The organism is Streptomyces sp. NPDC001980 (genome assembly GCF_040296885.1).
Classification (GTDB): domain Bacteria; phylum Actinomycetota; class Actinomycetes; order Streptomycetales; family Streptomycetaceae; genus Streptomyces.
In genome coordinates, this window is record NZ_JBEOYD010000009.1 from 47793 (window position 1) to 70973 (window position 23181).

19 protein-coding genes and 1 pseudogene are annotated in these 23181 nt (G+C 71.9%); 8 read left to right on the forward strand and 12 right to left on the reverse strand.

Annotated elements, in window-relative coordinates; all coding sequences use genetic code 11:
• Nucleotides 1-66: 66 nt before the first annotated feature.
• The 7 genes from ABT137_RS15845 to ABT137_RS15875 form a co-directional block, all read right to left on the reverse strand.
• Entirely contained in the window at nt 67-2064 is a 1998-nt protein-coding gene (locus ABT137_RS15845; protein WP_351708523.1) for an Ig-like domain repeat protein, read from the reverse strand.
• 172 nt (nt 2065-2236) lie between these two features.
• Nucleotides 2237-4843 carry a hypothetical protein gene (locus tag ABT137_RS15850; protein WP_351708526.1) on the reverse strand — a complete coding sequence of 869 codons (2607 nt, stop codon included), beginning with the start codon at nt 4841-4843 and terminating at the stop codon, nt 2237-2239.
• Nucleotides 4840-6528, reverse strand: a complete 1689-nt coding sequence (locus ABT137_RS15855; protein ID WP_351708529.1) for a substrate-binding domain-containing protein — start codon at nt 6526-6528, stop codon at nt 4840-4842. Before ABT137_RS15855 ends, ABT137_RS15850 begins: the two co-directional genes overlap by 4 nt.
• A complete protein-coding gene (gene pstA, locus ABT137_RS15860; RefSeq protein WP_351708531.1) occupies nt 6528-7964 on the reverse strand; it encodes a phosphate ABC transporter permease PstA in 1437 nt (478 codons plus the stop codon). The genes ABT137_RS15855 and pstA overlap by 1 nt, the downstream gene beginning before the upstream one ends.
• 2 nt (nt 7965-7966) lie before the next feature.
• Complete coding sequence (pstC, locus tag ABT137_RS15865) at nt 7967-8941, reverse strand: phosphate ABC transporter permease subunit PstC (RefSeq protein WP_351708534.1); 975 nt, start codon at nt 8939-8941, stop codon at nt 7967-7969.
• A gap of 389 nt (nt 8942-9330) precedes the next feature.
• On the reverse strand, nt 9331-9993 hold the full coding sequence (locus tag ABT137_RS15870) for a hypothetical protein (RefSeq protein WP_351708536.1): 663 nt from the start codon (nt 9991-9993) through the stop codon (nt 9331-9333).
• 171 nt (nt 9994-10164) lie between these two features.
• A complete protein-coding gene (locus tag ABT137_RS15875; RefSeq protein WP_351708539.1) occupies nt 10165-10734 on the reverse strand; it encodes a hypothetical protein in 570 nt (189 codons plus the stop codon).
• A 155-nt stretch (nt 10735-10889) separates the two neighbouring features.
• Between ABT137_RS15875 and ABT137_RS15880 the strand changes: the two genes are divergently transcribed.
• Nucleotides 10890-11888, forward strand: coding sequence for a cytochrome c oxidase assembly protein (locus ABT137_RS15880; RefSeq protein WP_351708542.1), 999 nt, complete (start codon nt 10890-10892; stop codon nt 11886-11888).
• Between the two features lie 61 nt (nt 11889-11949).
• On the opposite strand, the gene ABT137_RS15885 is transcribed toward ABT137_RS15880, so the two are convergent.
• Nucleotides 11950-12918 (reverse strand): AraC family transcriptional regulator, encoded by a 969-nt coding sequence (locus ABT137_RS15885; RefSeq protein ID WP_351708545.1) that lies wholly within the window; start codon nt 12916-12918, stop codon nt 11950-11952.
• Nucleotides 12919-13015: 97 nt separating this feature from the next.
• On the opposite strand from ABT137_RS15885, the gene ABT137_RS15890 reads away from it, so the two are divergent.
• Nucleotides 13016-13774, forward strand: a complete 759-nt coding sequence (locus tag ABT137_RS15890; RefSeq protein ID WP_351708548.1) for a nuclear transport factor 2 family protein — start codon at nt 13016-13018, stop codon at nt 13772-13774.
• A 37-nt stretch (nt 13775-13811) separates the two neighbouring features.
• Here the strand turns inward: ABT137_RS15890 and ABT137_RS15895 are convergent, their stop codons facing one another.
• Nucleotides 13812-14234, reverse strand: a complete 423-nt coding sequence (locus tag ABT137_RS15895; RefSeq protein WP_351708551.1) for a TOBE domain-containing protein — start codon at nt 14232-14234, stop codon at nt 13812-13814.
• A gap of 233 nt (nt 14235-14467) precedes the next feature.
• Here ABT137_RS15895 and ABT137_RS15900 point away from each other — a divergent pair, with 233 nt between their 5' ends.
• A complete protein-coding gene (locus ABT137_RS15900; protein ID WP_351709214.1) occupies nt 14468-15565 on the forward strand; it encodes a Ppx/GppA family phosphatase in 1098 nt (365 codons plus the stop codon).
• 50 nt (nt 15566-15615) lie between these two features.
• Here ABT137_RS15900 and eno read toward each other — a convergent pair whose 3' ends face one another.
• Nucleotides 15616-16899 carry a phosphopyruvate hydratase gene (gene eno / locus ABT137_RS15905; RefSeq protein ID WP_351708554.1) on the reverse strand — a complete coding sequence of 428 codons (1284 nt, stop codon included), beginning with the start codon at nt 16897-16899 and terminating at the stop codon, nt 15616-15618.
• Nucleotides 16900-17000: 101 nt separating this feature from the next.
• Between eno and ABT137_RS15910 the strand changes: the two genes are divergently transcribed.
• From ABT137_RS15910 to ABT137_RS15920, 3 genes are all read left to right on the forward strand, one after another.
• Nucleotides 17001-17927, forward strand: coding sequence for a winged helix-turn-helix transcriptional regulator (locus ABT137_RS15910; RefSeq protein ID WP_351708557.1), 927 nt, complete (start codon nt 17001-17003; stop codon nt 17925-17927).
• A complete protein-coding gene (locus ABT137_RS15915; protein ID WP_351708560.1) occupies nt 17917-18606 on the forward strand; it encodes a M24 family metallopeptidase in 690 nt (229 codons plus the stop codon). The genes ABT137_RS15910 and ABT137_RS15915 overlap by 11 nt, the downstream gene beginning before the upstream one ends.
• Nucleotides 18607-18724: 118 nt before the next feature.
• Nucleotides 18725-19513, forward strand: a complete 789-nt coding sequence (locus tag ABT137_RS15920) for an SAM-dependent methyltransferase (RefSeq protein ID WP_351708563.1) — start codon at nt 18725-18727, stop codon at nt 19511-19513.
• A 23-nt stretch (nt 19514-19536) separates the two neighbouring features.
• Here ABT137_RS15920 and ABT137_RS15925 read toward each other — a convergent pair whose 3' ends face one another.
• On the reverse strand, nt 19537-19965 hold the full coding sequence (locus ABT137_RS15925) for an ArsR/SmtB family transcription factor (protein ID WP_351708566.1): 429 nt from the start codon (nt 19963-19965) through the stop codon (nt 19537-19539).
• 155 nt (nt 19966-20120) lie between these two features.
• Between ABT137_RS15925 and ABT137_RS15930 the strand changes: the two genes are divergently transcribed.
• Together ABT137_RS15930 and ABT137_RS15935 are read left to right on the forward strand one after the other, a co-directional pair.
• The gene (locus ABT137_RS15930; RefSeq protein WP_351708569.1) at nt 20121-22106 is read left to right on the forward strand and encodes a heavy metal translocating P-type ATPase; all 1986 of its coding nucleotides are present in this window, start codon (nt 20121-20123) and stop codon (nt 22104-22106) included.
• Nucleotides 22107-22238: 132 nt separating this feature from the next.
• Nucleotides 22239-22898 carry an MSMEG_1061 family FMN-dependent PPOX-type flavoprotein gene (locus ABT137_RS15935; protein WP_351708572.1) on the forward strand — a complete coding sequence of 220 codons (660 nt, stop codon included), beginning with the start codon at nt 22239-22241 and terminating at the stop codon, nt 22896-22898.
• Nucleotides 22899-22914: 16 nt separating this feature from the next.
• On the opposite strand, the pseudogene ABT137_RS15940 reads toward ABT137_RS15935, so the two are convergent.
• Nucleotides 22915-23049: pseudogene (locus ABT137_RS15940) on the reverse strand (sulfite oxidase-like oxidoreductase); the annotation flags it as partial.
• Nucleotides 23050-23181 lie beyond the last annotated feature (132 nt).

A 23181-nucleotide genomic window follows, 5' to 3' on the forward strand; every position in this document is an offset into this window, starting at 1 on the left:
TCCTTCGAAGAATGAGTGAGGGGCCGCCGGGAGCCGTACGAGGCTCCCGGCGGGCCCGTCAGACGGTCACTTGGAGGTGATGGTGAAGTTGGCGCCGGTCTTCGAGTTCACGGTCGAGGAGCCGACGTAGAAGGCGTGCAGGGTGTGCTTGCCCTTGGCCAGCTTCGGCAGGGTGATGGTGACCTTGCCGCTGCTCAGGGTGCCGGTCGCGATGACCTTGGAGCCCTGGTAGATGCGGACGGTGCCGCCCGGGGTGGTGCCGGTCGCGGTGACCTTGACGGTGACCTTGGCCTTGGCGGTGTGGCTCACCGAGGTCGGGGCGGAGGTGGAGACCGACGCCGTCGCCTTGGTGATCTTCAGGGAGACGGTCGTCGAGGACGCGTTCAGGCTGGAGCTGCCCGCGTAGGAGACCGACAGGGAGTGCGTGGCGACCTTGAGGTGGTTCGACAGGCCGATGGTGACCTTGCCGGACGAGTCCAGGGTGCCGGTGCCGAGGACGGTGGTGCCGTCCTTGACGGTGACCTTGCCGGTCGGCTTCACGCTGTGCGTGTCGGTGACCGTGACGGAGACCTTCGGGGTCTTGCCGTAGGCGGTGGTGGCGGTGGTGGCCTTGGTGGTGCTGGCGTACTTGACCGCACCCTTCCAGGTGGCGTCCGCTCCGGCGCCGACGATGTTGTAGCCGGTGACCGTGGCGGTGTAGGTGCCGGTGGCGAGACCGGGGAACGAGTACGTCGTGGTGGTGGCCGGGACGTCCTTGGTGGCGACGACCGCGCCGTCCGCGTCGGTCAGCGTCACCCGGTAGTCGGTCAGCGGCAGCGGGGTGGCGGCCGGGGCGGTCCAGGACAGCTTCAGGCTGGCGTCGCCCACGGTGGTCTTCAGGGTGGCCGCCGCCGGCACCGTGTTGGCGGAGGAGAGGCCCTCCAGGCCACCCTGCTGGGCGTGCTTGGCCTGCAGGTTGATGGAGCCGTTGTACGACTCGTTGACGAAGCCGAACGCCGAGATGACCTTCTCGGCGCTGTCCGACGCCAGCTGGGCGGTGTGGCTGCCGCTGGTGACGAAGATGTCGTACAGGTCCTTGTCGAAGAAGACGCTGGTCGGGTCGATCGCCCGGCTCGGGACGACGTTGTAGACGTCGCGGCCGAACGTCGAGTTCTCGTAGTACGCCTGGACCGGGGCCAGCTTGCCGTTCACCGTGGTGACCGGGCTGGTGGCACCGGTGTCGCCGGGCAGCGTGATGGAGGCCAGGTGACCGCCGGCGGCGGCCGCGGCCTTGCTGTAGTCGGGGGAGACGCCGTTGTTCTGGGCGATCCAGGAGCCGACGGAGAACGGGACGAGCGCGCCGTCCTCGGTGAGGGCCGCGTTGGCCTGGTTCTCCTGGACGACCTGGACGTTCGCCCCGAGCGGCGTGGTGGACATGCCGATCGCCGCGAGGAAGAACTTGCGGGTGCCCGAGCCGTCCTGCGGGATCTTCGGGTGCAGGGTCTGGCCGTTCAGCTCGGTGAGCGAGCCGGAGTAGATCTCGAACAGCTGCTGCTTGGTCAGCGAGTCCAGGGCCGAGCCCTTGACCGCGACACCGACCGCGTCCCGGGCCATCGGGACGTAGGTGAGCGCGGTACCGGTGGTGGACGGGCCGCCGGAGGAGCGGGCGAAGTCGACCTGGCCCTTGATGACGGTGCCGGTGCCGGCCGGGAACTTGTCGCCGGTCAGCGACGCGGACAGCGCCTTCTGGCCGTTGCCGGAGCCGTTCGGGCGGGTGAACGCCGTACCGCCGGAGCGGGTGACGATGGTGGACGTGGTGGAGCCGGTGCCGGGCTCGATCGCGTCGTACGAGGCGATACCGGCGCCGTCCGCCGACTTCACGGCGGTGGCGGAGTAGCTGGTGCCGTTGACGGTGTCGCCGGCCAGGGCGTTGACCACGTCCTGGGTGGTGTCCGAGCCCACGCCGACCAGCTGGCGGAAGGTGCCCGCGGGGGTGGGGTCGGCGAGCGCCGGGGTGGCGAGGGCCAGACCGCCGGCCACCACGGCCGCGGCGACGAACGCCGCCGAGGAGCGCATTCTGCGCATCGAGAGTCTCCTGACAAGTGCTAGCTGGGGTGTTGCCAGAGGGATCTGGCAGGGTGGTACGGGCCGTCCGCCCCGACTGCCTTTCGGGGCGGGCGGCCGTCTGTGGGGGAGCACTGGGCTCCGTGGGGCTTTCAACGCCCCGTGTGGAGCGCCCCGTCAGGGGCGCGGGACCTTATTCATTTGCGGCTCCGCCGCGTGGGCGCGACCAGCCACGACGCACCCGCAGACGACGTACGGCCGCCGTCACGGAAGCAACCGACAGCTGCCGGCCACCGGCAAAGGGTGCGCCCACTCCGGCGATCGCCCCGAGCGCGGCCCCCGCCGGAACGGCGTACCGCAGCGGATTCGTCGGGTCGGCAGGCGTGTTGCCGGCCGCGGTCGTCTCCAGCGCCTTGCCGCCGCCGAACGACGCCGACGCACTCGGCGAGGCGCTGGCGTCACCGCTCCCGGTCCCCGTGCCGCCGACGGCGCCCGTACCTCCGGTGTCACCTCCGGTGCCGGGCGCGCCGCCACCGGAGGTGTCCGTGCCGCCGCCGTCGGCCGAACCGTCGTCGGCGGGGCTCGGGCCCGTGTAGTGGAGCAGCGCGTCGGCAGCCTTGACGGCCTGTGCGCGCAGCTTCTGGGAGAGCGGGGCGTAGCCGACGGGCAGCTTGCCCGGGTCGGAGCCGGAGGTCTGGCCGGCGGCCGCCGCGTAGCGCAGCAGGGCCGCGTAGTCCTGGCGGGCCGCCTTGGTCACCTTGCCGGGGCGTACCGCCGCGTAGACCAGCTGGGCCAGCGGGTAGGCGTCCTTCGCCGTGGCGTTCGCCGGGGTGATCTCGGCGACTCCGGAGCCGGAGGCGGTCGCGGCGGCCGCGGCCAGGCTCGCCGCGGTCGGGGCGACGAACTTGCCCGAGCTGTTCTCCAGTTCGGCGGTCTGCAGCCCGTAGCGGGCGGCGGAGGCCGCGTCCGTAACCGTGATCACGAAGCGCGAGCCGACCGTCTGCGGACCTACGCTCTTGTACGCCGGCGGGCTGGCCAGCGGGTCCCAGCTGGACTTCCAGAGCGTGTCCGCGCGCCGAGTGTGCAGGGCGCCGGCGTGCATGTCGTCCACGTAGGGGTGGAAGTCGGTCATGCACTGCTTCTTGTCGTCGGGCGCGCCCGAGTTGGGCGGGACCGTGCACCAGGGATCGTTCTTCGGGTACTCGTCGGTGTTCGACGGGTCGAAGGCGGCGCCGGAGGGGTTCAGGTCCGCGTTGGTGCTGTAGTACGGGTTGACCCGCATCCCGTCGTCGTCGGGGACACCGGCGAGGAACTGCCGGGCGTCCTTGTCGGCGACGATCCACTGCCAGAGCGCGCGGGCGGTGTCGGTGTGGCCCAGCGAGGTCATCAGGTCGGTGTCGGTGGCCGGCGTCTCGGCGACCGAGAGATTGGCGAACTCGGGGTTCAGGGCGATGAACTCGGGGTCGGACGCGAGGCCCGCCGGGTTGTTCTTCGCCCAGCCGTAGCCCTTGGCCACGCCGCTGTTGAGCACCGAACCCCAGGTCGAGTTGCGGTACGACTCGGTCAGCAGCTTGGCGAGCAGACGGGGATTGAGCTTGATCGACTCGACCTTGGTGCCCGCGAGTTTCTGGACGCTGTCCGGCGCCGTGGATTTGGGTCTGCGTTCGATCGTGAACCCGATGACGGCCCCGCTCAGCGCGACGGGTGCGTAGGTCGTCGTACCCGATGGCGCGGTGGTGCCCTGGTCGACGCCGAGTTTGCGGGTGGTGAAGGCGAGGCCGGTGGAGCCGTCCGAGATGAGCCGGGCCCGGGTGTTGGGCTCGCCGTACTCGGTGTAGCTGTAGACCTTGCCCTCCGAGCACAGCGTGGCCTGCCAGCTGGTCATCGCGTCGGCCGCCAGCTCGCTGCCCGTGGTCGGGCGCTCGTCGGAGCCGAGGGCGCAGTTGGTGCCCACGCTGTTGAAGTCCAGCTTGACGGCGACGCGGTTCTTCCAGTTGGTCGAGGAGACCGGGGAGCCCGCGTTGACGTGGCTCTGGTCCGCGTACGGTTTGCCGTCCAGGTCGAGACGGCCCTGCGGGACGATCACCAGCCAGCAGGAGCGGGGCTTGGTGACTCCGGCGGTGGTGACGGGCACGCCGCAGCCGAGGTGCGGGGCCTCGTTGGCGGTCTGGACCTCGAAGTACTCCTGGCCCTTGCCGTCGGCGCTGGTGCGGGCGAAGTCGACCTCGTTGGTGGTGTTGTAGTTGAAGAGCGGGTTGTTCTGGGTGTTTCTGGTGATCGTGGTGCCGTCCACCGACTTGAAGGGGACCTCGCCGGGGGCGTTCGGGTTGGCGGCGCCGTACCGGTCGTCCTGGCCGTAGTTGGTGGGGTCGGCGCTGTAGAAGATCTGCCGGGTGTCGTCCGTCCCGTTGCCCGGCCAGCCGCCGCGGTCCGTGGTGGGGGAGGCGCCGAACTGGCACTGGGTACGCGACGGGCCGGGGTTGGACGGGACCGTGCCGTCGTCGTCGCCCCAGCACTGCATGATCTGCACGAAGTCGGTGTTGAACTGCGAGCCCGCGAAGGTGGTCGGCGTGCCGCCGGTCCAGCTCACCGAGATGGCCTGGCTGGTGAGGTGTGTGGTCTGGCTGACCGTGAACTTCATGTCCTTGAACTCACCGCGCCCGGACACCGTCACGGCGGATCCGGCGCTGCTCGCCGCGGTGGCGGACGGGGCCGCCTGCGCCACGGCGAGACCGGCGAGGGCGCCGACGGTGGCGCCGGCGAGGAGCCGGACGAGGGCGTTTCTGATCCGTCGTCTCATCGGGTACTCCCGTCGTCCGAGGGGCCGTTGCCCTTGCCGTCGCCCTTGTCGCCCACCAGCCGGGAGACCAACGAGGGCAGCAGGAGCAGGCCGAAGACCAGGACCGCGGCCAGCAGCATCAGCGTCTGGGTTCCGGTCCAGCCATGCGCGGTGGCCACTGCGACCGGCTGAGCGAGGGCGACGGTGCCACCGGCGGCGGTCCCGCCGGCGCCGGAGCCGCCCGCAGCGGTGCCGTCCGGGGAGATGGTCTGCCCGGTGTCGGGGTCGACCGACGGCTGGGCGCTGGATCCGCCGGAGGAGCCGCCGCTGTCGGTGCCGGTGCCGGTCGCGCCGCCGCTACCGGTGCTGCCGCTGCCGCCGGAGGTGCCACTGCCGTTGTTGCCGGAGCTGGTCTTGGTGCCGCCGGTGCCCGTGGTGCAGGGCGCGGCGCCCTTCTTGTCGCAGGCCGCGGGGTAGGGCGCGGTCTGGGCGAGCCGGTTCTGGCCGGTGGTGGTGAAGGTCGGGTTGTTGCAGTTCTTGATGTTGATGTTCTGCGCCTGCACGCCCGGGATCCGGCGGATCTGGTCGAAGCCCGCCTGGACGAGGTTGATGGGCAGCGGCGAGTAGCCGAGTTTTGGCGCCTGTTGCTGGCCCTGGCACATGAAGTAGTAGGAGAAGGCGCCGAGCGTCTTGCCCTTCTCCTTGGTGAAGGTGCCCTGCACCTTCAGCGGCAGGATCATGTACGAGTAGCTGGACAGCGGGTAGTTGCGCTTGTCGGTGTCGTTGTAGACGCCGTCGAGCTGCTGGGTGAGGTAGTCCGCCGAGTTCTTGTTGGTGTTGATCTTCGCCTTGAGGAGCGAGACCGCCACGTTCGACGGGGTCGGCTCGGTGTAGTAACCCGCGTGGTTCAGCACCTTCGCGACGGGATACCGCGCGTTGATGGCGTATGAGTAGTTGACGTAGCCGATCGCGCCCTCGCCGTAGTTCTGGGCGACGTAACCGGCGACGCCGAGGTCACCGGACTGGGCGATCATGCCGGAGACGGTGGGGTAGTACGAGGTCTGACCACAGGAACCGGACCGGCCGACCTTCGCGCAGTACGCGTTCCACAGCGACTTGTGCTGGTTCGCCATCCACATCGTGAACTGGGCGGTGGAGCCGGAGCCGTCCGAGCGGACCACCGGGACGACGGTGCGGTGCGGCAGCTGGATGCCCGGGTTGTCGGCCTTGATCGCCTTGTCGTCCCAGGTCTTGATGACCCCGGTGAAGATCTTGGTGACCACGTCGCCGGAGAGGCGGAGGTTGTTGACCCGCTTGCCGTTGACGGTGAGGTGGTACATGAACACCGTGCCGCCGGCCACGATCGGCATGTAGGCGTACGACCCGGAGGCCGGCCGCTCGGCCGCGCTGCCGTCGGTGGGGTTCGTCTGGAACGGGATGTCGGAGACGGCGAAGTCGACGGTGCCGGAGAGGAACTGGCGGCGGCCGTCGGAGGAGCCGGTGCCGGCGTAGCTGATGCGCATGCCGTACTGGTTGACGGCGCGACGCCATTCGTCGACGGCGTTCTCGGCCCAGGTGGAGCCGGCGCCGGCGATGGGCGTGTAGCTGTCGGCGACGGCCGGGGTACCGGCGATGGTCCCGAGGATGCCTATGAGTGCGGCCAGGATGCCCAGCCGTCGGAGGGCGTTGATGACTTGGCTGGACATCAGTGACTGTCTCCTGTAGCGGGGTCTGTGTTCCCACCCGCACGGGAATCGCCGTCGGCGGGTGCGGGTGCGTTGTCTTCGGGGGCCTGCTCGCCGTTTTCGGCTGCGGGTGCGTCGGGGCCGGGCGCGCCGTTCCCCGCGCCCCCGGGTTCGTTGCTCTCATCGGAGTCGTCACGCTCACCGGTCTCGAACAACTGCAGCCCCGGCGTGTGGAGTTCGGCGAACCTCGTCGTGTCCCGGCGGGAGGCTCGGGCCGCCCTGCGGGCCTGGCGCTTGTTCTGGTGGCCGGGGCCGCGGCCGCCGATCACCCGGGCGATCACGAAGAGGACCAGGACGAGCGCCATCAGGACCGCCGCCGCGCCGAAGCCGCGCGCGATCATCGTGGGCTCGGGGGACTTGACGAAGTTGAAGACGGCCAGCGGGAGGGAGACCATCGGGCCGCTCGTCGGGTCGGCGTTGAGCGCTGCCGTGAAGCCCGCCGTGAGCAGGACCGGGGAGGTCTCGCCGATGCCGCGGGCCGTGCCGAGGATGACGGCGGTGGCGAGGCCCGAGCGGGCCGTCGGCAGGACCACGTGCCAGACCGTCCGCCAGCGCGGGGCGCCGAGCGCCTCGGACGCCTCCGTGAGGGTGCCGGGGACCAGACGCAGCACGACGTCCGCCGCGCGGATCACGATCGGCAGCATCATCACGCTGATCGCGAAGCCGGCCGCCAGGCCCGACTTCTGCATGCCGAGGTTGAGGATCCAGACGGCGTAGACCATCAGGCCGGCCACGATGGACGGCAGCGCGGTCATCGCCTCGACGATCGTGCGGACGAACCGGGAGAAGCGGCCCGGTATCTGGTTGAGGTACACCGCGCAGGCCAGGCCCAGCGGGACCGTGATCGCCAGCGCGATGGCGATCATGATGAGCGTGCCGAGCATGGCGTGCGCGATGCCGCCGTTGGTCAGCGGGTCGAGCGGGCCCGCCGCCTGCATGTCCTGGGTGAAGAAGTTGGCGTGCGGCAGGGCCTCCCGGCCGCGCCACGCGGTGAAGCCCACGACCATCGTGAGCGCGGCGAACATCAGGCCGCCCGCGGACCACAGGACGACGGTCATCACCCGGTCCCGTACCGCCTGCCCGTCCTCCTCAAGCCCTGTCAACACCGCGTAGATACCTAGGAAAGACAGGTAGGCGGTGACGAAGAACCCCAATGCGCCGGAGAACGGCGCGAGTTCGCCGAAGAGGAGGACGGTGACGCACAGCCCGGAGGCGGCGGCGCCGAACACCGACAGCACACCGGAGCGGGTGACCCCGCCGATCCGGCGCGGCACGTCGGGGAGCGCGACGGGGTCCGCGGCGAGGGAGGTCCTCGCGGCAGCGTTCACGGGGGCGTCCTGCGAGGCGTCCTGCGGGGCGTCCTGGGGAGCGCCCTTCTCAAGGTCTACGACGGTCATCGTCACGCCTCGCTCTGTGCGCCGGACCGTGACCGCGCCACGATCGAGGAGGCGGTGAAGTTAACCGCCAGGGTGAGCAGGAACAGCGCCAGGCCCGCCGCCATCAGCGCCGACATGCCGAAGGTCGAGGCATCGCCGTAGTGCAGGGCGATGAGGGAGGAGACGGAGTTCGAGCCGGTCTGCAGGATGTGCGGCTGGATGGTGAAGACCGGGGAGATGATCAGGTAGACCGCGATGGTCTCGCCGAGCGCGCGGCCCAGGCCCAGCATCGTGCCGCCGATGATCCCGCCCATGCCGTACGGCAGCACGACCGCGCGGATCATGCCCCAGCGGGTGGCGCCGAGCGCGTAGGCGCCCTCCCGTTCACCGGCCGGCGCCTGCGCGAACACCTCGCGCATCACCGAGCACTGGATCGGCGCGACCATCAGCGCCACCACGATGCCGGCCACGAAGGTGGAGGCGGTGTAGACGCTCTGGGAGGCGAGCGGCTCGCCCGGCTGGGTGCCGTCGACGTGCAGGAACGGGATCCACCCGAGCCAGTCCGACAGCCACCGGGACAGCCCGATCACATGCTGCTGGAGGAAGAAGAGGCCCCACAGGCCGTAGACCACGGACGGCACGGCGGCCATCAGGTCGACCATGGAGACCAGCGTGCGGCGCAGCGAGCGGGGCGCGATGTCCGAGATGAACAGGGCCGTTCCGAGGGCCAGCGGCACGCTGATCGTGACGGCCACGGCGGCGATGAGCAGGGTGCCGGTGAGCACGGCCGCGATGCCGAAGCGGTGTACGTCCGGCTGCCATTCGGCGGTGGTGAGGAAGTCCCAGACCCCTCTGGTGCGCAGCGCCTGTCCGGCCCGGAGGAGCAGGAACAGCCCTACGGCAGCCATGATGGCGAGGACGATGACGCCGGAGGCCGTCAACTGGACCCGGAAGATCCGGTCCCCGAGCCCCCGGGCGGCCGACAGCTGCCTGGGCACGGGTCTTTCGGATTCCGCCCCGGCGGAACCCTTGAGCGCGGACACCACTGTGCCCCCCTATACGAAGCGATTCTCCCCACGCGGCTCCGAATCGGGGTGCCGCGCCCGAGAGTCAATGGCCGGTTCCTTGCGCACCAACGCGTCGAACATGGAGAGCAGGTGAACTGTTCATGCCATTTCGGTGGGGGACATGTGGGTGCCTGTGTACTGGAGGGTCAGGCGGGACGAGTTGCGTGAGGCGCCCGGTCCGCTCAGGAGGCGGGTGGGCAGGGTGAGTTCGGCCAGGACGCCCTCGGCGGGACGAGGCCAGGGCGGTTGCACCACCCGGTGGCCGGACGTGGCGGGACGTGGCCGGATGTGGCCGGATGCGAGGAAACGGGGGGCGAGGTTCAGCCGCGGGCCACGCGGTCGAGGGCGCTCCTGGCGGCCTGCTCGTCCTGCCCCAGCAGCGCCTTCTCCAGACTGTGGTCGTCGTGCCGGGAGAAGCGCTCGCCCTCGGCGACGTCCTCCTTGCTCAGCACGCGTCCGCACCACTCGCCCTGGTCGCCGGTGTGGTCGTCGAAGGGCACGGCCCCGCCCTCGCCGAGGACCGCCCAACCGCCCTCGTGCCGGCGCAGGGCGAGCAGGTAGGTGTGGCCGACCTGGAGGCGGGGCGCGTCGGTGGCCATCTCGGCGACGCGGGTGCCGGAGGACCGGTAGACCTCCCAGCCGGGGGCGACCAGGTCGAAGGTGGAGCCCAGAGCGTGCCGGGGCGAGGGGCGCGACCACAGCGTGCTGTCGGTCCGGAAGCTCACCAGCCGGTCCGTCGCGTAGGCCACGGCCCCCTTGGCGTACGTCCGCCGGTTCGTCTCCCGCTCCCCGGTCGGACTGGCGACGACGACGTGGTCGGCGTACGTCACCCAGTCCTTCGCGGTCTGCGACGGATACAGGTCCCCCGACGTCCCGCACCCCGCCACCGACTCCAGCCCCGGCCTGCCGACGAGTATCCCGGCGACGACCCCGGCGGCGGCCAGCACCGCGGCGACCGGCCGCGTCGGCAGGCGCCGGGGCATGACGGATCGTTCCCCCATGATGACAAGGCCCCCATGATCTCTGCGTCCCCTGTGCGGCGGCGGAGCTGGTCAGGATCCGCGAGCCGCGGTGATCACTTTAGGCACGGTCGAACGAAAGTGAACAAGGATCACCTTGGCCCGGCACAGAACTGTGACGCGGCCGCGGACGGCTCAGCAGCCGTCCGCGAGCGGGGAGAACTCCAGCCGGGCGTGGTCGTCCGCGGCAAGGGCATCGCCGTAGACCGACCTGCCGACCCGGTACCAGACGTCGTCGCGCCGCTTGTCGCCGTTCACGTCGTCCAGTTCCACGCACCACTTCTCGGTGCGGACGGTCTTCCGGTAGGTCTCGGTGCCGCTGTGGACCTTGGTGCAGGACCGGGACCGCTCGGTCGTGTACCAGGTACGGGTCTTGCGTCTGCTGCCGGTCCCGCTGCTGGAGGTGTGCCGGACCCGGCGCGTGGCGGTGGAGCACTCCTTGACCAGGCGGGGGCGGGTGGCCCGGGTGGTCTTCGCGGTGATGTGCCGGACGGTGTCCTTCAGGCCGTGGACGGAGTTGTCCTGGGCGGACGCGGTGCCGCCGGAGCCGGAGCCGGAGCCCGTCCCGGTCCCGGAGCCCGTGTCGTCCTGTCCGTAGGTGATGCCGTTGTCGACTCCGTCCCCGTCCCCGCCCCCGGAGCACGCACCGAGCACGCCGATCAGCATCGCGATGGCTCCGCTCACTATGAGCCGCTTTCCGAACATGAATCCCCCACCCTCGACAACCGCGCCGATCACCGCTCGGTGATCGCGCCGATTCTGCACGAGCCCCGATGCGGCGGCGGAGCAGGACAGGTATAGCGTCGCGCAGTGGACCTGAAGTGACCCGTTTCGTCCCCGACCGAAGGAGGGTGAGCCGGATGGCCGAGCTGACCGTGGGCCGGCTGCTGACGTCGTGGCAGCCGGACGTGCCGGCGCTGCTGCTGGTCGTGGCCCTGGGCGGGCTGTACGGCTGGGGCGTGCGGCGCGTGCGCGCCGGGGGCGGGTCCTGGTCTCCGGCGCGTTCCGCGGCCTTCGTGGTGCTGGGCCTGGGGGCGCTGGTCGTCGCGACGATGTCGGGCCTGGCCGTCTACGACCATGTGCTGTTCTGGCCCGCGGCCGTGCAGAACATCCTGCTCGACCTCCTGGCCCCGCTCGGCCTGGCCCTCGGCGACCCGCTGCGGCTGGCGGTGGAGGCGCTGCCGGAGGGTGCGGCGGCGCGGCTCCGCCGCGCGATGACCGGGCGCGTGGTCCGCCTCCTGACCTTCCCGCTGGTCAGCACGGCCCTCGTCCTCGCCACCGAGCTGACGGTCTACTTCACCCCGTACTTCGCCACCGCGCTGCGCGTGGGCTGGCTGCACGAGCTGATGTACCTGCACCTGCTGGTGGCGGGCTGCCTCTTCGTCGTACCGGTCCTGACCCGCGAGGAGACCCTGCCGGCCTGGTGCACCCATCCGGTGCGGGCGGCCCTGGTCTTCCTGGACGGTGTGATCGACGCGATCCCCGGGGTCGTCGTGATGACGCACGGCACGCTGATCGCCGGCGCGTGGTACCTGCATCACCACCCGTCCTGGGCTCCCGACGTCCGGCACGACCAGCAGATCGGCGGCGGCGCGATGCTGAGCATCGCCGAGCTGGTCGCCCTGCCGTTCCTGCTGGCGCTCCTCTTCCAGTGGGCGCGGGCGGAGCGCGTCCAGGCGGCGGCCCTCGACCGCCACCTGGACGAGCGGCTCGCCGTGGTTCCCGCGGCGCCTGCGGCTGTTACGGCTCCCGGCCCCGCCGCCCCGACCGCCCCCGCCGCCGAACGGGTCCGCCCCTGGTGGGAGACGGAGGAGAACGAGGTGGCCGCGAGGGTCCGACGGCAGCACGGCGAGAAGTGACGACCGGCACCGTCCACCGCTCGCCGGTTCTCCCGCTCGCCGGTTCTTCCGCTCGCCGGTTCTACCGCTGGTCGGTGCGGAAGGCGCCCGGAGTGCGGCCGGTCTCGCGGGTGAAGAACTTGCCGAAGTTGGTGGGTTCGCTGAAGCCGAGCCGGTGGCTGACGGCGGCGACCGGCAGGTCGGTGTGGGCCAGCAGCCGCTTGGCCTCCAGGGTGACCCGGGCGTCGATGAGCTGCTTGGCGGTGTGACCGGTGGCGCGTCGGCACGCGCGGTTGAGGGTCTTGAGCGAGTAGCCGAGCCGGGCGGCGTAGTCGTGGGCCTGGCGCAGGGTGGTGAAGGACCGCTCCAGCTCGTGCTGGAAGAGCCGGTACGTCTCCTGCGCGGCCGCCGGGGTCTGGGAGGACCCGTCGGAGCCGTCGGAACCGTCGCCGGAACCGCCGTCGGAGCTGCCGGTGCCGTAGGGCCCGCCGGGCAGGCGGGCCATGCGGAGCAGCACGCCGGCGAGGAGCTGGCGGAGCAGCTCTCTGGTGATCTCGGAGTCCTCGTCGTCCGCGGTGTACGCGCCGTATTCCGCCGCCAGTTCGGCGAACGCGCGGCCGAGGCGGTCGTGGTCGGCGGGGCCGAGCTGCCAGGCGGCCGGGCCGAACGGGTCGTCGGTGACGCGGGCGGTCGCCGGGAGCCGGGGCGGGAAGTCCGGGGTGAACAGGACGAGGGTGGCGTCGAGGCCGGCGGGGGTGCCGTCGGCCGCCGTGGGCAGCCGCTGCACCTGGCCGGGGCGGATGTGCAGCAGGGTGCCCGGCCGGCAGGGACGGTCGACGAAGTCGACCATGGCGGTGCCGTGGCCGCGGCGGACCAGGGTGAGGTGGTGGAAGTCGGGCCGGTGGACCCGCCGGTACTCGTCGCCGGGCAGCCGGCGGCGCAGGTCGGCGAAGGGCAGCAGCTCCAGGCCGAGTCCGGGCCGGGTGGGGTTGCGATACCCGCGTTCCAGCACCAACGGCGCCGAAGGTTGTCCCGTTTCGACCATGACCATGCCTGACTCTACCGTGCGCGGGACCGGGCCCGCCGGAAGAGTGGGGGCGTGCCGACGGACAGGCACCGGTGAGAATTCCCAGATCGGAGACATGGTTATGAGCAGCAAGGACATCGTTCTCAAGGCGGCCGGCGAGTTGTTCGGGGACCGTGACCCGGGCGCGGTGGACCGCTGGGTGGCCGCTGACTACCGTCAGCACAGCAGTCTGGCGGCGGACGGCCCGGAGGCGCTGCGCGCTCTGGTCGCCGGCCTGCCGGAGGACTTCCGTTACGAGGGCGCGCGGGTGATCGCCGACGGTGACCTGGTGGCGCTGCACGGCACGTACCACGGCTTCGGTCCCGCACCCCTGGTCGCGTTCGACCTGTTCCGGGTCGATGCGGACGGCCGGCTGGCCGAGCACTGGGACGCGCTGACGCCGGTGGTCACGGACACCGCCTCGGGCCGCTCCCAGACGGACGGTCCGACCGCGCCGTCGGACCTGGACCGGACGGAGGCCAACCGCACGCTGGTGGCCGAGTTCGCGCAGAAGGTGCTCGTCGGCGCCGACTACTCGGTCCTGACCGACTACATCTCCACCGACACCTACCGCCAGCACAACCCGGAGGCCGCCGACGGCCTGGACGGTTTCGGCGCGGCGGCCGCCAAGTGGGCGGAGCAGGGCAAGAACCTCGTCTACCGGACGGTCCACCAGATCGTCGCGGAGGGCGACCTGGTCCTGCTCCAGTCCGAGGGCGAGTTCGGCGTTCCGGTCGCCTACTGGGACCTGTTCCGGGTGGCGGACGGCAGGATCGTCGAGCACTGGGACGTCATCGCCCCGGTCCCGGCCGAACTCCCGCACTCCAACGGGCTGTTCTGACGAGCTGTTCCGCCGGGCCGTCGGGAACCGCGTGCGGTCACGCGGTCGCGAGGGACACCTCGGTCGCCTTGATCAGCGCCACGACCGGCGCACCGGCCGTCAGGCCGAGATCGCCGACCGCGTCCCTGGTGATCGCCGCGGTGAGGTCCTGGCCTCCCTCCACGGCGACCTTGACCGTGGCCATCGCCCCGCCGGTGGCCACGTCGCTGACCGTGCCGGGCAGTTGGTTGCGGATGGACACGCCGGGCACCCGGCCGGTGGCGAGCGCGACCTCGGTGGACTTCACCATCGCGCGTACGGCCGAACCCTCGGCGAGCCCCAGCTCCCGGACCGCCTCCAGGGTGATCGCGGCGGTCAGCTCCTGGCCGCCGTCGAGACGGACCTTCACGGTCGCCATCACCTCGCCCGGGGTGACGGCGGTGACGGTGCCGGGGATCTGGTTGCGGATGCTCAGGCTCATGGCGGGCCGCCTCACGGGAGAGAAAAGGGGTGGAATGTTCGGATTCATCCTGCCGTCGACTCCACAAGTTAGCCGGTCGTGCGCGGCGTGCCCGGCAGGAACCGCCCCCGGCCCACCGGAGCATCCGTAGGCGGGCAGGAGGCCACCGTGCTGCGCACATGCCTCCGCACCCCCGCGCGCACACCTCCACGCACGTACCGCATCACCCCGGCCGCACCGGGTACGTGAAGCCCATGAGAGTGGGCCTGGTGGACGCGGGGTCGAACACGGTCCGGCTGGTGGTGACCGACGCGACGGGCGGGGTGCCGCTGCCGGTGCACACCGCCAAGTGGAAGCTCCGCCTGTCCGAACAGGTCGGAGCCGACGGGCGCTTCGGGGAAGAGGCCACCGAGCAACTGGTCAAGGCGCTCCGCAAGGCCGTCGAGGTCGCCCGCCGGTGGGGCGCCCCGCAACCCCTGGCGTTCGCCACCGCCGTGGTCCGCAACGCACCCGACCGCGCGGCCGTCCTGCGGGCGGTGGCCCAGGACGCCGGGGTACGGCTGTGCGTGCTGCCCGGCGAGGTGGAGGCCGAGCTCACCTTTCTCGGCGTCCGGCGCTGGATGGGCTGGCGGGCCGGGCCCCTGGCCGTCTTCGACATCGGGGGCGGCTCCTTCGAAGTGGCCTTCGGGCGGGGCCGGATGCCGGAGTTCGCGGTCTCCCTGCCGCTCGGGGCGGGCCGGCTGACCAACGAGTTCGTCGGCCACGACGGCCCGCCGACGGCGGACGAACTGCGCGCCCTGCGCCGCCGGGCCCGTCATCAGCTGCGCGACGCCACCGCCCGCATCCGCTGGGAGCACCCGCACACCGTCGTCGCCACCTCCCGCACCTTCCAGCAGCTGGCCCGGCTGTGCGGCGCGGCCCCGGGGCGGAACGGCCCGTTCGCCGAGCGGATCCTGTTCCGGGGCGACCTGCGCCGCGCGGTCGACCGGCTGGCCGCCCTGCCGGTGACCGAGCGCTCCGGCCTGCCCGGCATCTCCGCGCCCCGGGCCCGGCAGAGCCTCGCGGGAGCGGTCGTCGGCCACACCGCGATGAAACTGAGCGGCGTGAAGAGCCTCGCGATCTGCCCCTGGGCCCTGCGCGAGGGCATCCTGCTGCGCTATCTGGAGGACGGCGCCGACTGGTGGGCCGACACGGAGGCGGCGCACGGCGCGAACCGGGACGGGGACCGGGCCAGCGGGGATCGCGACGGGGACCGGGCCAGCCGGGATCGCGACGGGGACCGCGACGGGTCGGCCGCGAACGCCGTCAGCCCGCTGCCGCTCCGGAGCACCCCGCCGACCCCGACCGCCTGACCTCGCCTACCTGACCCCGCCCACGTGGCCCTGCCCGGAGGGCCCCCTCTTCAGCGGCGCAGCCCCAGCGCCTCGGCGCCCGCGTAGCGGGCCTGGGGGCCCAGTTCCTGCTCGATGCGGACGAGTTGGTTGTACTTGGCGGTGCGGTCGGCGCGCGACAGCGAGCCGGTCTTGATCTGGCCGCAGCCGGTGGCGACGGCGAGGTCGGCGATGGTGGTGTCCTCGGTCTCGCCGGAGCGGTGGGACATGACGACCGTGTAGCCGGCGCGGTGGGCGGTGGCGACGGTGGCCAGGGTCTCGGTGAGGGTGCCGATCTGGTTGACCTTCACCAGGACCGAGTTGGCGATGCCGTCGCGGATGCCGGCCCGCAGCAGGGTCTCGTTGGTGCAGAAGACGTCGTCGCCGGTGAGCTGGCAGCGGCCGCCGAGCCGGGCGGTCAGGTCGCGCCAGCCGTCGTGGTCGTCCTCGGCCATCGGGTCCTCGACCGACGCGACCGGGTAGCGGTCGACCAGCGCGGCCAGGTACTCGGCGTGCTCGGCGGGGGAGCGGCGGACGCCCTCGCCCGTGTAGTCGTACACCCCGTCCCGGAAGAACTCCGAGCTGGCCGGGTCCATGACGAGGGTGATGTCGGTGCCCGGCTTGTAGCCGGTCTGCTCGACGGCCCGGACCACGAAGTCCAGGGCCTCCTCGGCGGTGCGCAGGTCGGGGGCGAAGCCGCCCTCGTCGCCGACGTTGACGCTGTGGCCGGCGGCGAGCAGGTTGCCGCGCAGGGTGTGGAAGACCTCCGAGCCCATCCGGACGGCCTCGGCGAAGGTCGCCGCACCGATGGGCGCGATCATGAACTCCTGGAAGTCGAGCGGATTGTCGGCGTGGGCGCCGCCGTTGACGATGTTCATCATCGGGACCGGGAGGAGCCGGGCGTCGACCCCGCCGACGTAGCGGTACAGCGGGAGGCGGTGGGCGGCGGCCGCGGCCTTGGCGGTGGCCAGGGAGACGCCGAGCAGGGCGTTGGCGCCGAGGCGGGACTTGGTGTCGGTGCCGTCCAGTTCGATCATCGTACGGTCGACGGTGGCCTGGTCCTCGGCGTCGAGGCCGACGACGGCGTCCGCGACGCTCTCGTTGACGGCGTCGACCGCCCGCAGCACCCCCTTGCCGTGGAAGCGGCCGGGGTCGCCGTCGCGGAGTTCGACGGCCTCCCGGGCGCCGGTGGAGGCCCCGGACGGGACGGCCGCGCGGCCGAGGGAGCCGTCCCTGAGTTCCACGTCCACCTCGACGGTGGGGTTGCCCCGGCTGTCGATGATCTCCCGTGCGACGACGCGGCTGATGGCGGTCACGGTGCAACTCCTCACGCTGGGCCCGCGGTTCTTCTCACCGGCGGGCTTTAAGTTCCAATCGGAAACAAAGTGAGTCCCGAAAGGGAACTTACTATGGGTGCATGAGGATGCACAACGCCGACGAGACGTGTGGCGTCGCCCGGGCCGCCCTGGTCCTGGGCGACTGGTGGAACGTGCTGGTGCTGCGGGAGGTCGCCCGCGGACACGTCCGGTTCGACGCCCTGGCCGCCGAGATCGGCCTGTCCCGGAAGGTGCTCACCGAGCGGCTCGGCGGGCTGGTCGCCCAGGGCGTCCTGCGGCGCGCCCTGTACCAGCGGCGTCCGGTGCGCTACGAGTATCTGTTCACCGACGCCGGTACGGCACTGCTCCCGGTGCTCGTCGCCATGCAGGACTGGGGTGACCGGTGGGCCCTCGGCGACGGCACGCTCACCGCGACCGCCGACGCCGACGGCGCCGAACACGCCCGTGTCCACGCCCTGCCGGGCACCCGTCTGCCGGACGGCCTCGCACTGCCCGCGACCGTGGGGACCGAACCCGGAACGGAAGGCGCCGACCTCCCCGTCGTCTCACCCGACGCCGCCGCCACCGTGCTGTTCGCCTACCCCGGCACCGGAATCGAATGGGGTCCGATCCCCGGGGCCGCCGGGTGCACCCTGGAGAACCGGCTCTTCCGGGACGCCTGGCCCGACTTCCGCCGCGCGGGTGTCGACGTGCGCGGCGTCAGCACCCAACTCCCCTACGAGCAGCAGGAGTTCGCCCGCACCGAGCGGCTCCCGTACCCGCTCCTCTCCGACGCGGCCCACCGCCTGGCCGCGGCCCTGCGCCTGCCGGTCTTCCGCGGCGCCGGCCGGCTGCGGCACAAGCGGCTGATCCTGGTCGTCGACGCCGAACGGACCGTACGCCACACGCTCTTCCCGGTCACCGACATCCCGCACGCCGTCGAGGAGAGCCTCCGGCTGGCCGCGGTCCTGCGGAACCCCGTTGCCGGGGACGACCGGGGCTGGCTAGGTTCGGCCCATGGCGGATGACGAACCCACGCGCGCGGCGCGCCTGCTCGAGGCCCAGGACAAGGCCGTACGGCTGTTCGCGGAGATCGAGAAGCGCGGGCTCGTCGCGCCCGGCGAGGGGGAGCGGGCGGTCAGCGACCGGATCCGGGACCTGGCGAACGAGCTGTTCGGCACGGTCCGGCACTGGCACAAGCGGATCGTGCGCTCGGGCCCGAACACCGTGCTGCCCTACCGGGAGAACCCGCCGGACCGGGTGATCGGCACGGACGACATCGTCTTCGCCGACTTCGGGCCGATCTTCGAGGAGTACGAGGCCGACTTCGGCCGTACCTTCGTCCTCGGCGACGACCCGGTCAAGCACCGGCTCCGCGCCGACCTCCCCCGGGTGTTCGCCGCCGGCCGGCGGTTCTTCGAGGCCGACCCGGAGATCACCGGCGCGGGGCTGTACGCCGAGGTCGAGCGGCTCGCCGAGGACGCGGGGTGGCAGCTGGGCGGCTGGCACGCCGGGCACCTGGTCGGCGAGTTCCCGCACGAGACGATCGACGGCGCCGACGTCGAGTCGTACATCACGCCCGGCAACGACACCCCGCTGCGCCGCACCGACAAGGCCGGCCGCACCTGCCACTGGATCCTGGAGATCCATCTCCTCATCCCGGAACGGCAGTTCGGCGGCTTCCACGAGGAACTGCTCACCCTCTGACCGGCCCACCCGCCGTCATGGACCCAAGTCGCCCCGTGGGCAAGGCAGATGAGACGCCCGAGTACGATCACCACGACCTCGGTCTCTCACCGTCTCCCCCCGGCGCGATGGAGTTGCCATGACCACCAACCCACAGCCGTCTCTGCCGATAGACACCAGCAAGGCACACCCCGCGCGGGTCTACGACTGGCTGCTCGGCGGCAAGGACAACTACCCGGTCGACGAGGCGGTCGGTGAGAAGCTGCCGCCCGAGGCGAGGGACGCCGCCCGGCAGAACCGTCAGTTCATGCACCGGGCGGCCGCGTGGCTCGCCCGGCAGGGCATCGACCAGTTCCTGGACATCGGCACCGGAATCCCCACCGAGCCGAACCTCCACCAGATCGTGCAGAACGTCGTGCCGTCGGCCAAGGTCGTCTACACCGACAACGACCCGATCGTCCTCCGGCACGCCGAGGCGCTGCTGATCAGCCGCCCCGAGGGAGCGACCGACTACATCCAGGCCGATGTCCGCGACCCGGAGGCGATAGTCCGGCACGCCCGGCACGTCCTGGACTTCGACCGCCCGGTCGCCCTCTCCCTCATCGCTCTCATGCACTTCATCAGCGACGAGCAGGGCGCCCACGGCATCGTCCGTGCCCTGGTCGACACCCTGCCGTCGGGCAGCTACCTGATCCTCTCGCACGCCGCGTCCGACCTGTACCCGGAACTCGTCGAACAGGTCGTCGCCGAGTACGCCAGGGGCGGCATCAAGCTCGCCTTCCGCACCCGCCCCGAGGTGGAGCGCTTCTTCGACGGCCTGGACCTGGTCCGCCCCGGCCTGGTCACGGCGACGGAGTGGTTCGCCGGCACCCCGGCCCCGGAGCCGGAGGGCAGCGGCATCTACTCGGGGGTGGCCCGCATCCGCTGAACCTGCCTGCGGGGAACAGTCCTTCAGTTCACCCCGGCCGCGGTGTGTTCCGTGGCCGGAGTGTGCGTCGTGGCCGCGGTGTGCGTCGTGGCCGGGGTGTCGTGCAGGCCGAGGCGCAGGTGCTCGACGTGGTAGAGGGCCTGCTCCAGGAGTTCGGCGACGTGGTTGTCGTAGAGGGCGTAGATGACCGAGCGGCCCCGGCGCTCGGTGGTGACCAGGCCGAGGTTGCGCAGCAGCCGCAGCTGGTGGGAGCAGGCGGACTGCTCCATGCCGACGGCGTCGGCGAGTTCGGTCGCCGCGCACGGTCCCTCCTGGAGGCGGGCCAGGATGCGCAGCCGGGACGGGGTGGCCAGCGCCTGGAGCGTGGCCGCCACATCGCCGGCGCCGACGGCTTCCAGGCGCTCGCGTGCGGTGGCGGTGTCGGTGGTCCGTCCGTCAGCTCCATGACCCATGGGCTTCATCCTACGGAGAACCATCCATGAACGTATGAATGGGTCTTCATGTGATCCTGTACGGTGGAGGGAGCGGTGCCGGGTTTCCGGTTGCCCGCAGATCCGTCATGCCCTCGTGAAGGGCCCGATCCGCCATGCCGTCGTGAAGGACCCCGATGACCTCCACCCTCGTCACACCGCCGGTCCCGGCCGGCCGAACCGCCGACGCGCACGGAGCCGCGGTGCCCCGGCGCCGTACCCGGGTCCTCGCGCTGCCCGAGGCGCGGTGGGCGGCGGTGGCCCTGGTGCTGTTCCTGGCGGCGCTGCCCCTCCGGCTGACCGGCGCCCCGGCCTGGACCTGGGGCCCGCTGTACGCGCTGACCTACGCGGCCGGCGGCTGGGAACCGGGCTGGGCCGGGCTCCAGGCCCTGAAGGAGAAGACCCTCGACGTCGACCTGCTGATGGTCGTCGCGGCGCTCGGTGCCGCGGCGATCGGGCAGGTGACGGACGGCGCGCTGCTCATCGTCATCTTCGCCACTTCCGGCGCCCTGGAGTCGCTGGCCACCGCCCGCACCGCCGACTCGGTGCGCGGTCTGCTGGACCTGGCTCCGGCCACCGCCACCCGGATCGGGGGCGACGGCACCGAGGCCGCCGTGGCCGTGGCGGAGTTGCGCGTCGGCGACACGGTCCTGGTACGGCCCGGCGAGCGCATCGGGGCCGACGGCCGGGTGGTGGACGGGGCCGGTGACGTCGATCAGGCGACCATCACCGGCGAACCCCTGCCGGTGGCCAAGGAGCCGGGCGACGAGGTCTTCGCCGGAACCCTCAACGGCACCGGTGCGCTGCGGGTCCGGGTCGAGCGCGTCGCCGCCGACTCGGTGATCGCCCGGATCGTGCGGATGGTCGAGGAGGCGTCGGAGACCAAGGCACCCACCCAGTTGTTCGTCGAGAAGGTCGAACAGCGCTACTCGCTCGGCATGGTGGCCGCGACCCTCGCCGTCTTCCTCGTGCCGCTCGCCTTCGGCGCCGCGCCGGCCGGCGCGCTGCTGCGGGCCATGACCTTCATGATCGTCGCCTCGCCGTGCGCGGTCGTCCTCGCCACCATGCCGCCGCTGCTGTCGGCGATCGCCAACGCGGGACGGCACGGTGTGCTGGTCAAGTCCGCGGTGGTCATGGAGCGGCTCGGCGAGGTCGACGCGGTCGCCCTCGACAAGACCGGCACGCTGACCGAGGGCACCCCGCGCGTCACCGACGTCCGGCCGCTGCCGGGCTCCGGTCCGGACGAGGCCGAGCTGCTCACCCTGGCCGCCGCGGCCGAGCACCCCAGTGAACACCCGCTGGCCCGTGCCGTCGTGGACGCGGCACGGGAGAGGGGCCTGGCCCTGCCGGCGGCCGAGGGCTTCGGCTCGACGCCCGGCGTGGGAGTCCGGGCCACCGTGGGCTCCCGCGCGGTCGTGGTCGGGTCTCCCGCGCGGCTGCTCGCCGGTGCCGGGGACGCCGACTCGGCACGTGCGTCGGTCCTCGGCGCCGAGCTGGAGGACGGCGGCCGGACCGCCGTCCTGGTCATGGCGGACGGCAAGCCTCTCGGTGTCCTCGGGATCGCCGACCGTCTTCGCCCGGACGCCACGCCCACGGTCGCCTCCCTCACGGCGCTGACCGGAACGGCACCTCTCCTGCTGACCGGCGACAATCCGCGCGCCGCGGCCCTGTTGGCCGCCGAGGTCGGCATCGGGGACGTGCGCGCCGGGCTGCTCCCCGAGCACAAGGTGCGAGCGGTCCGGGAACTGGAGGAGTCCGGACGCAAGGTGATGGTCGTCGGCGACGGCGTCAACGACGCGCCCGCGCTGGCCGCGGCCCACACCGGTGTCGCGATGGGCCGGGCGGGCTCGGACCTGGCGCTGGAGACCGCCGACGCGGTCGTCGTCCGCGACGAACTCGCCACCGTCCCGGCCGTGATCTCGCTGTCCCGGCGGGCTCGCAGGCTCGTCGTCCAGAACCTGGTGATCGCGGGAGTGTTCATCGCCGCCCTGGTCGTCTGGGACCTGGCCGGGACCCTCCCCCTGCCACTCGGCGTGGCGGGCCACGAGGGCTCCACCGTCGTCGTCGGCCTCAACGGACTCCGCCTGCTGCGCGAGGCCGCCTGGAAGCGGGCTGCCCGGTGAGCCGCCGCAGGACGTCATCGGGCGGGTGGACGGATCTCCGGAATGCCGTTGCTTCCGGGAGAGCCCTGCCTCTGTGCCCCCCACACTCACCGACCGAGATCAATCGCAGGCCGGCCCTTTAGGGTCGGCGGCATGACGACACCCCTTGCCGGCAGTGCCTTCGACTCGCTCCGCCTCGACGCCGTGCCCGACCAGGAGACGTTGCGCCGGGCTTACGCACTGCCCAGCGACGCGGCCGTGCGCAAGCAGATGACCGAACTCACCGAGCAGACCCGGCGGTTGATCGGCTGCTCGCCGCTGGTCCTGGTCGCCAGCGCGGACGCGGAGGGCAACTGCGACGTCTCCCCGCGCGGCGGTCCCGCCGGGTTCGTCGCCGTCCTGGACGCACGGACGGTGGCGATACCGGACGCGACCGGCAACAAGCGTCTGGACACCCTGCAGAACGTCGTCGCCACCGGACGGGCCGGGCTGCTGTTCGTCATCCCGGGGCGCACCACGACGCTCAGGGTGAACGGCCGGGCCTGCGTCTCCACCCGCCCGGAGCTGCTGTCCCAGCTGACCGCCGTGGGCAAGCCGCCGGCCAGCGCGCTGGTGGTGGGGATCGAGGAGGTCTACCCGCACTGCCCCAAGTCGCTGCTGCGCAGCGGGGCCTGGAAGCCGGAGCAGTGGCCGGCCGCGGATGCCCAGCCGACCTCGGCCGAGGTGACGCTGGCCCAGCTGCGGATGCCGGAGCTGACGATCGCCGACATCGAGCAGGCGGAGGCGGATTCGCTGAAGTACCGGTACGAGTGACGGACCGGGCGGGGTATCAGGAACCCGGCTCGTGCGGCCCGTCCGACTCCTCCTCCTGGTAGGAGTAGCGCTGTGCCTTCCAGGGGTCGGCGAGGTTGTGGTACCCGCGTTCCTCCCAGAACCCGCGCCGGTCCGCGGTCATGTACTCGATCACGGCCCGGGCACGTCGTGCTGTTGGATCGGGCGACCGGCGCTCACGGATCGGGCTGTCCTCGATCAGGCGGCACAGCTCTGTGCCCCTGGAACACGTCGGGCCACCTGGCATTGAGCCTGACTGGGCGCT

Bases quoted from the DNA above. Each gene is read 5' to 3' on its own strand.
- ABT137_RS15890 (WP_351708548.1), top strand. From the start codon at position 13,016: ATGAGCAGCAAGGACATCGTTCTCAAGGCGGCCGGCGAGTTGTTCGGG.
- ABT137_RS15845 (WP_351708523.1), bottom strand. From the start codon at position 2,064: ATGCGCAGAATGCGCTCCTCGGCGGCGTTCGTCGCCGCGGCCGTGGTG.
- ABT137_RS15885 (WP_351708545.1), bottom strand. From the start codon at position 12,918: ATGGTCATGGTCGAAACGGGACAACCTTCGGCGCCGTTGGTGCTGGAA.
- ABT137_RS15935 (WP_351708572.1), top strand. From the start codon at position 22,239: ATGACGACACCCCTTGCCGGCAGTGCCTTCGACTCGCTCCGCCTCGAC.
- ABT137_RS15900 (WP_351709214.1), top strand. From the start codon at position 14,468: ATGAGAGTGGGCCTGGTGGACGCGGGGTCGAACACGGTCCGGCTGGTG.
- ABT137_RS15930 (WP_351708569.1), top strand. From the start codon at position 20,121: ATGACCTCCACCCTCGTCACACCGCCGGTCCCGGCCGGCCGAACCGCC.
- ABT137_RS15850 (WP_351708526.1), bottom strand. From the start codon at position 4,843: ATGAGACGACGGATCAGAAACGCCCTCGTCCGGCTCCTCGCCGGCGCC.
- ABT137_RS15895 (WP_351708551.1), bottom strand. From the start codon at position 14,234: ATGAGCCTGAGCATCCGCAACCAGATCCCCGGCACCGTCACCGCCGTC.
- ABT137_RS15875 (WP_351708539.1), bottom strand. From the start codon at position 10,734: ATGTTCGGAAAGCGGCTCATAGTGAGCGGAGCCATCGCGATGCTGATC.
- ABT137_RS15915 (WP_351708560.1), top strand. From the start codon at position 17,917: ATGGCGGATGACGAACCCACGCGCGCGGCGCGCCTGCTCGAGGCCCAG.
- ABT137_RS15870 (WP_351708536.1), bottom strand. From the start codon at position 9,993: ATGCCCCGGCGCCTGCCGACGCGGCCGGTCGCCGCGGTGCTGGCCGCC.
- pstA (WP_351708531.1), bottom strand. From the start codon at position 7,964: ATGACCGTCGTAGACCTTGAGAAGGGCGCTCCCCAGGACGCCCCGCAG.
- ABT137_RS15925 (WP_351708566.1), bottom strand. From the start codon at position 19,965: ATGGGTCATGGAGCTGACGGACGGACCACCGACACCGCCACCGCACGC.
- ABT137_RS15880 (WP_351708542.1), top strand. From the start codon at position 10,890: ATGGCCGAGCTGACCGTGGGCCGGCTGCTGACGTCGTGGCAGCCGGAC.
- ABT137_RS15910 (WP_351708557.1), top strand. From the start codon at position 17,001: ATGAGGATGCACAACGCCGACGAGACGTGTGGCGTCGCCCGGGCCGCC.
- ABT137_RS15920 (WP_351708563.1), top strand. From the start codon at position 18,725: ATGACCACCAACCCACAGCCGTCTCTGCCGATAGACACCAGCAAGGCA.
- ABT137_RS15855 (WP_351708529.1), bottom strand. From the start codon at position 6,528: ATGTCCAGCCAAGTCATCAACGCCCTCCGACGGCTGGGCATCCTGGCC.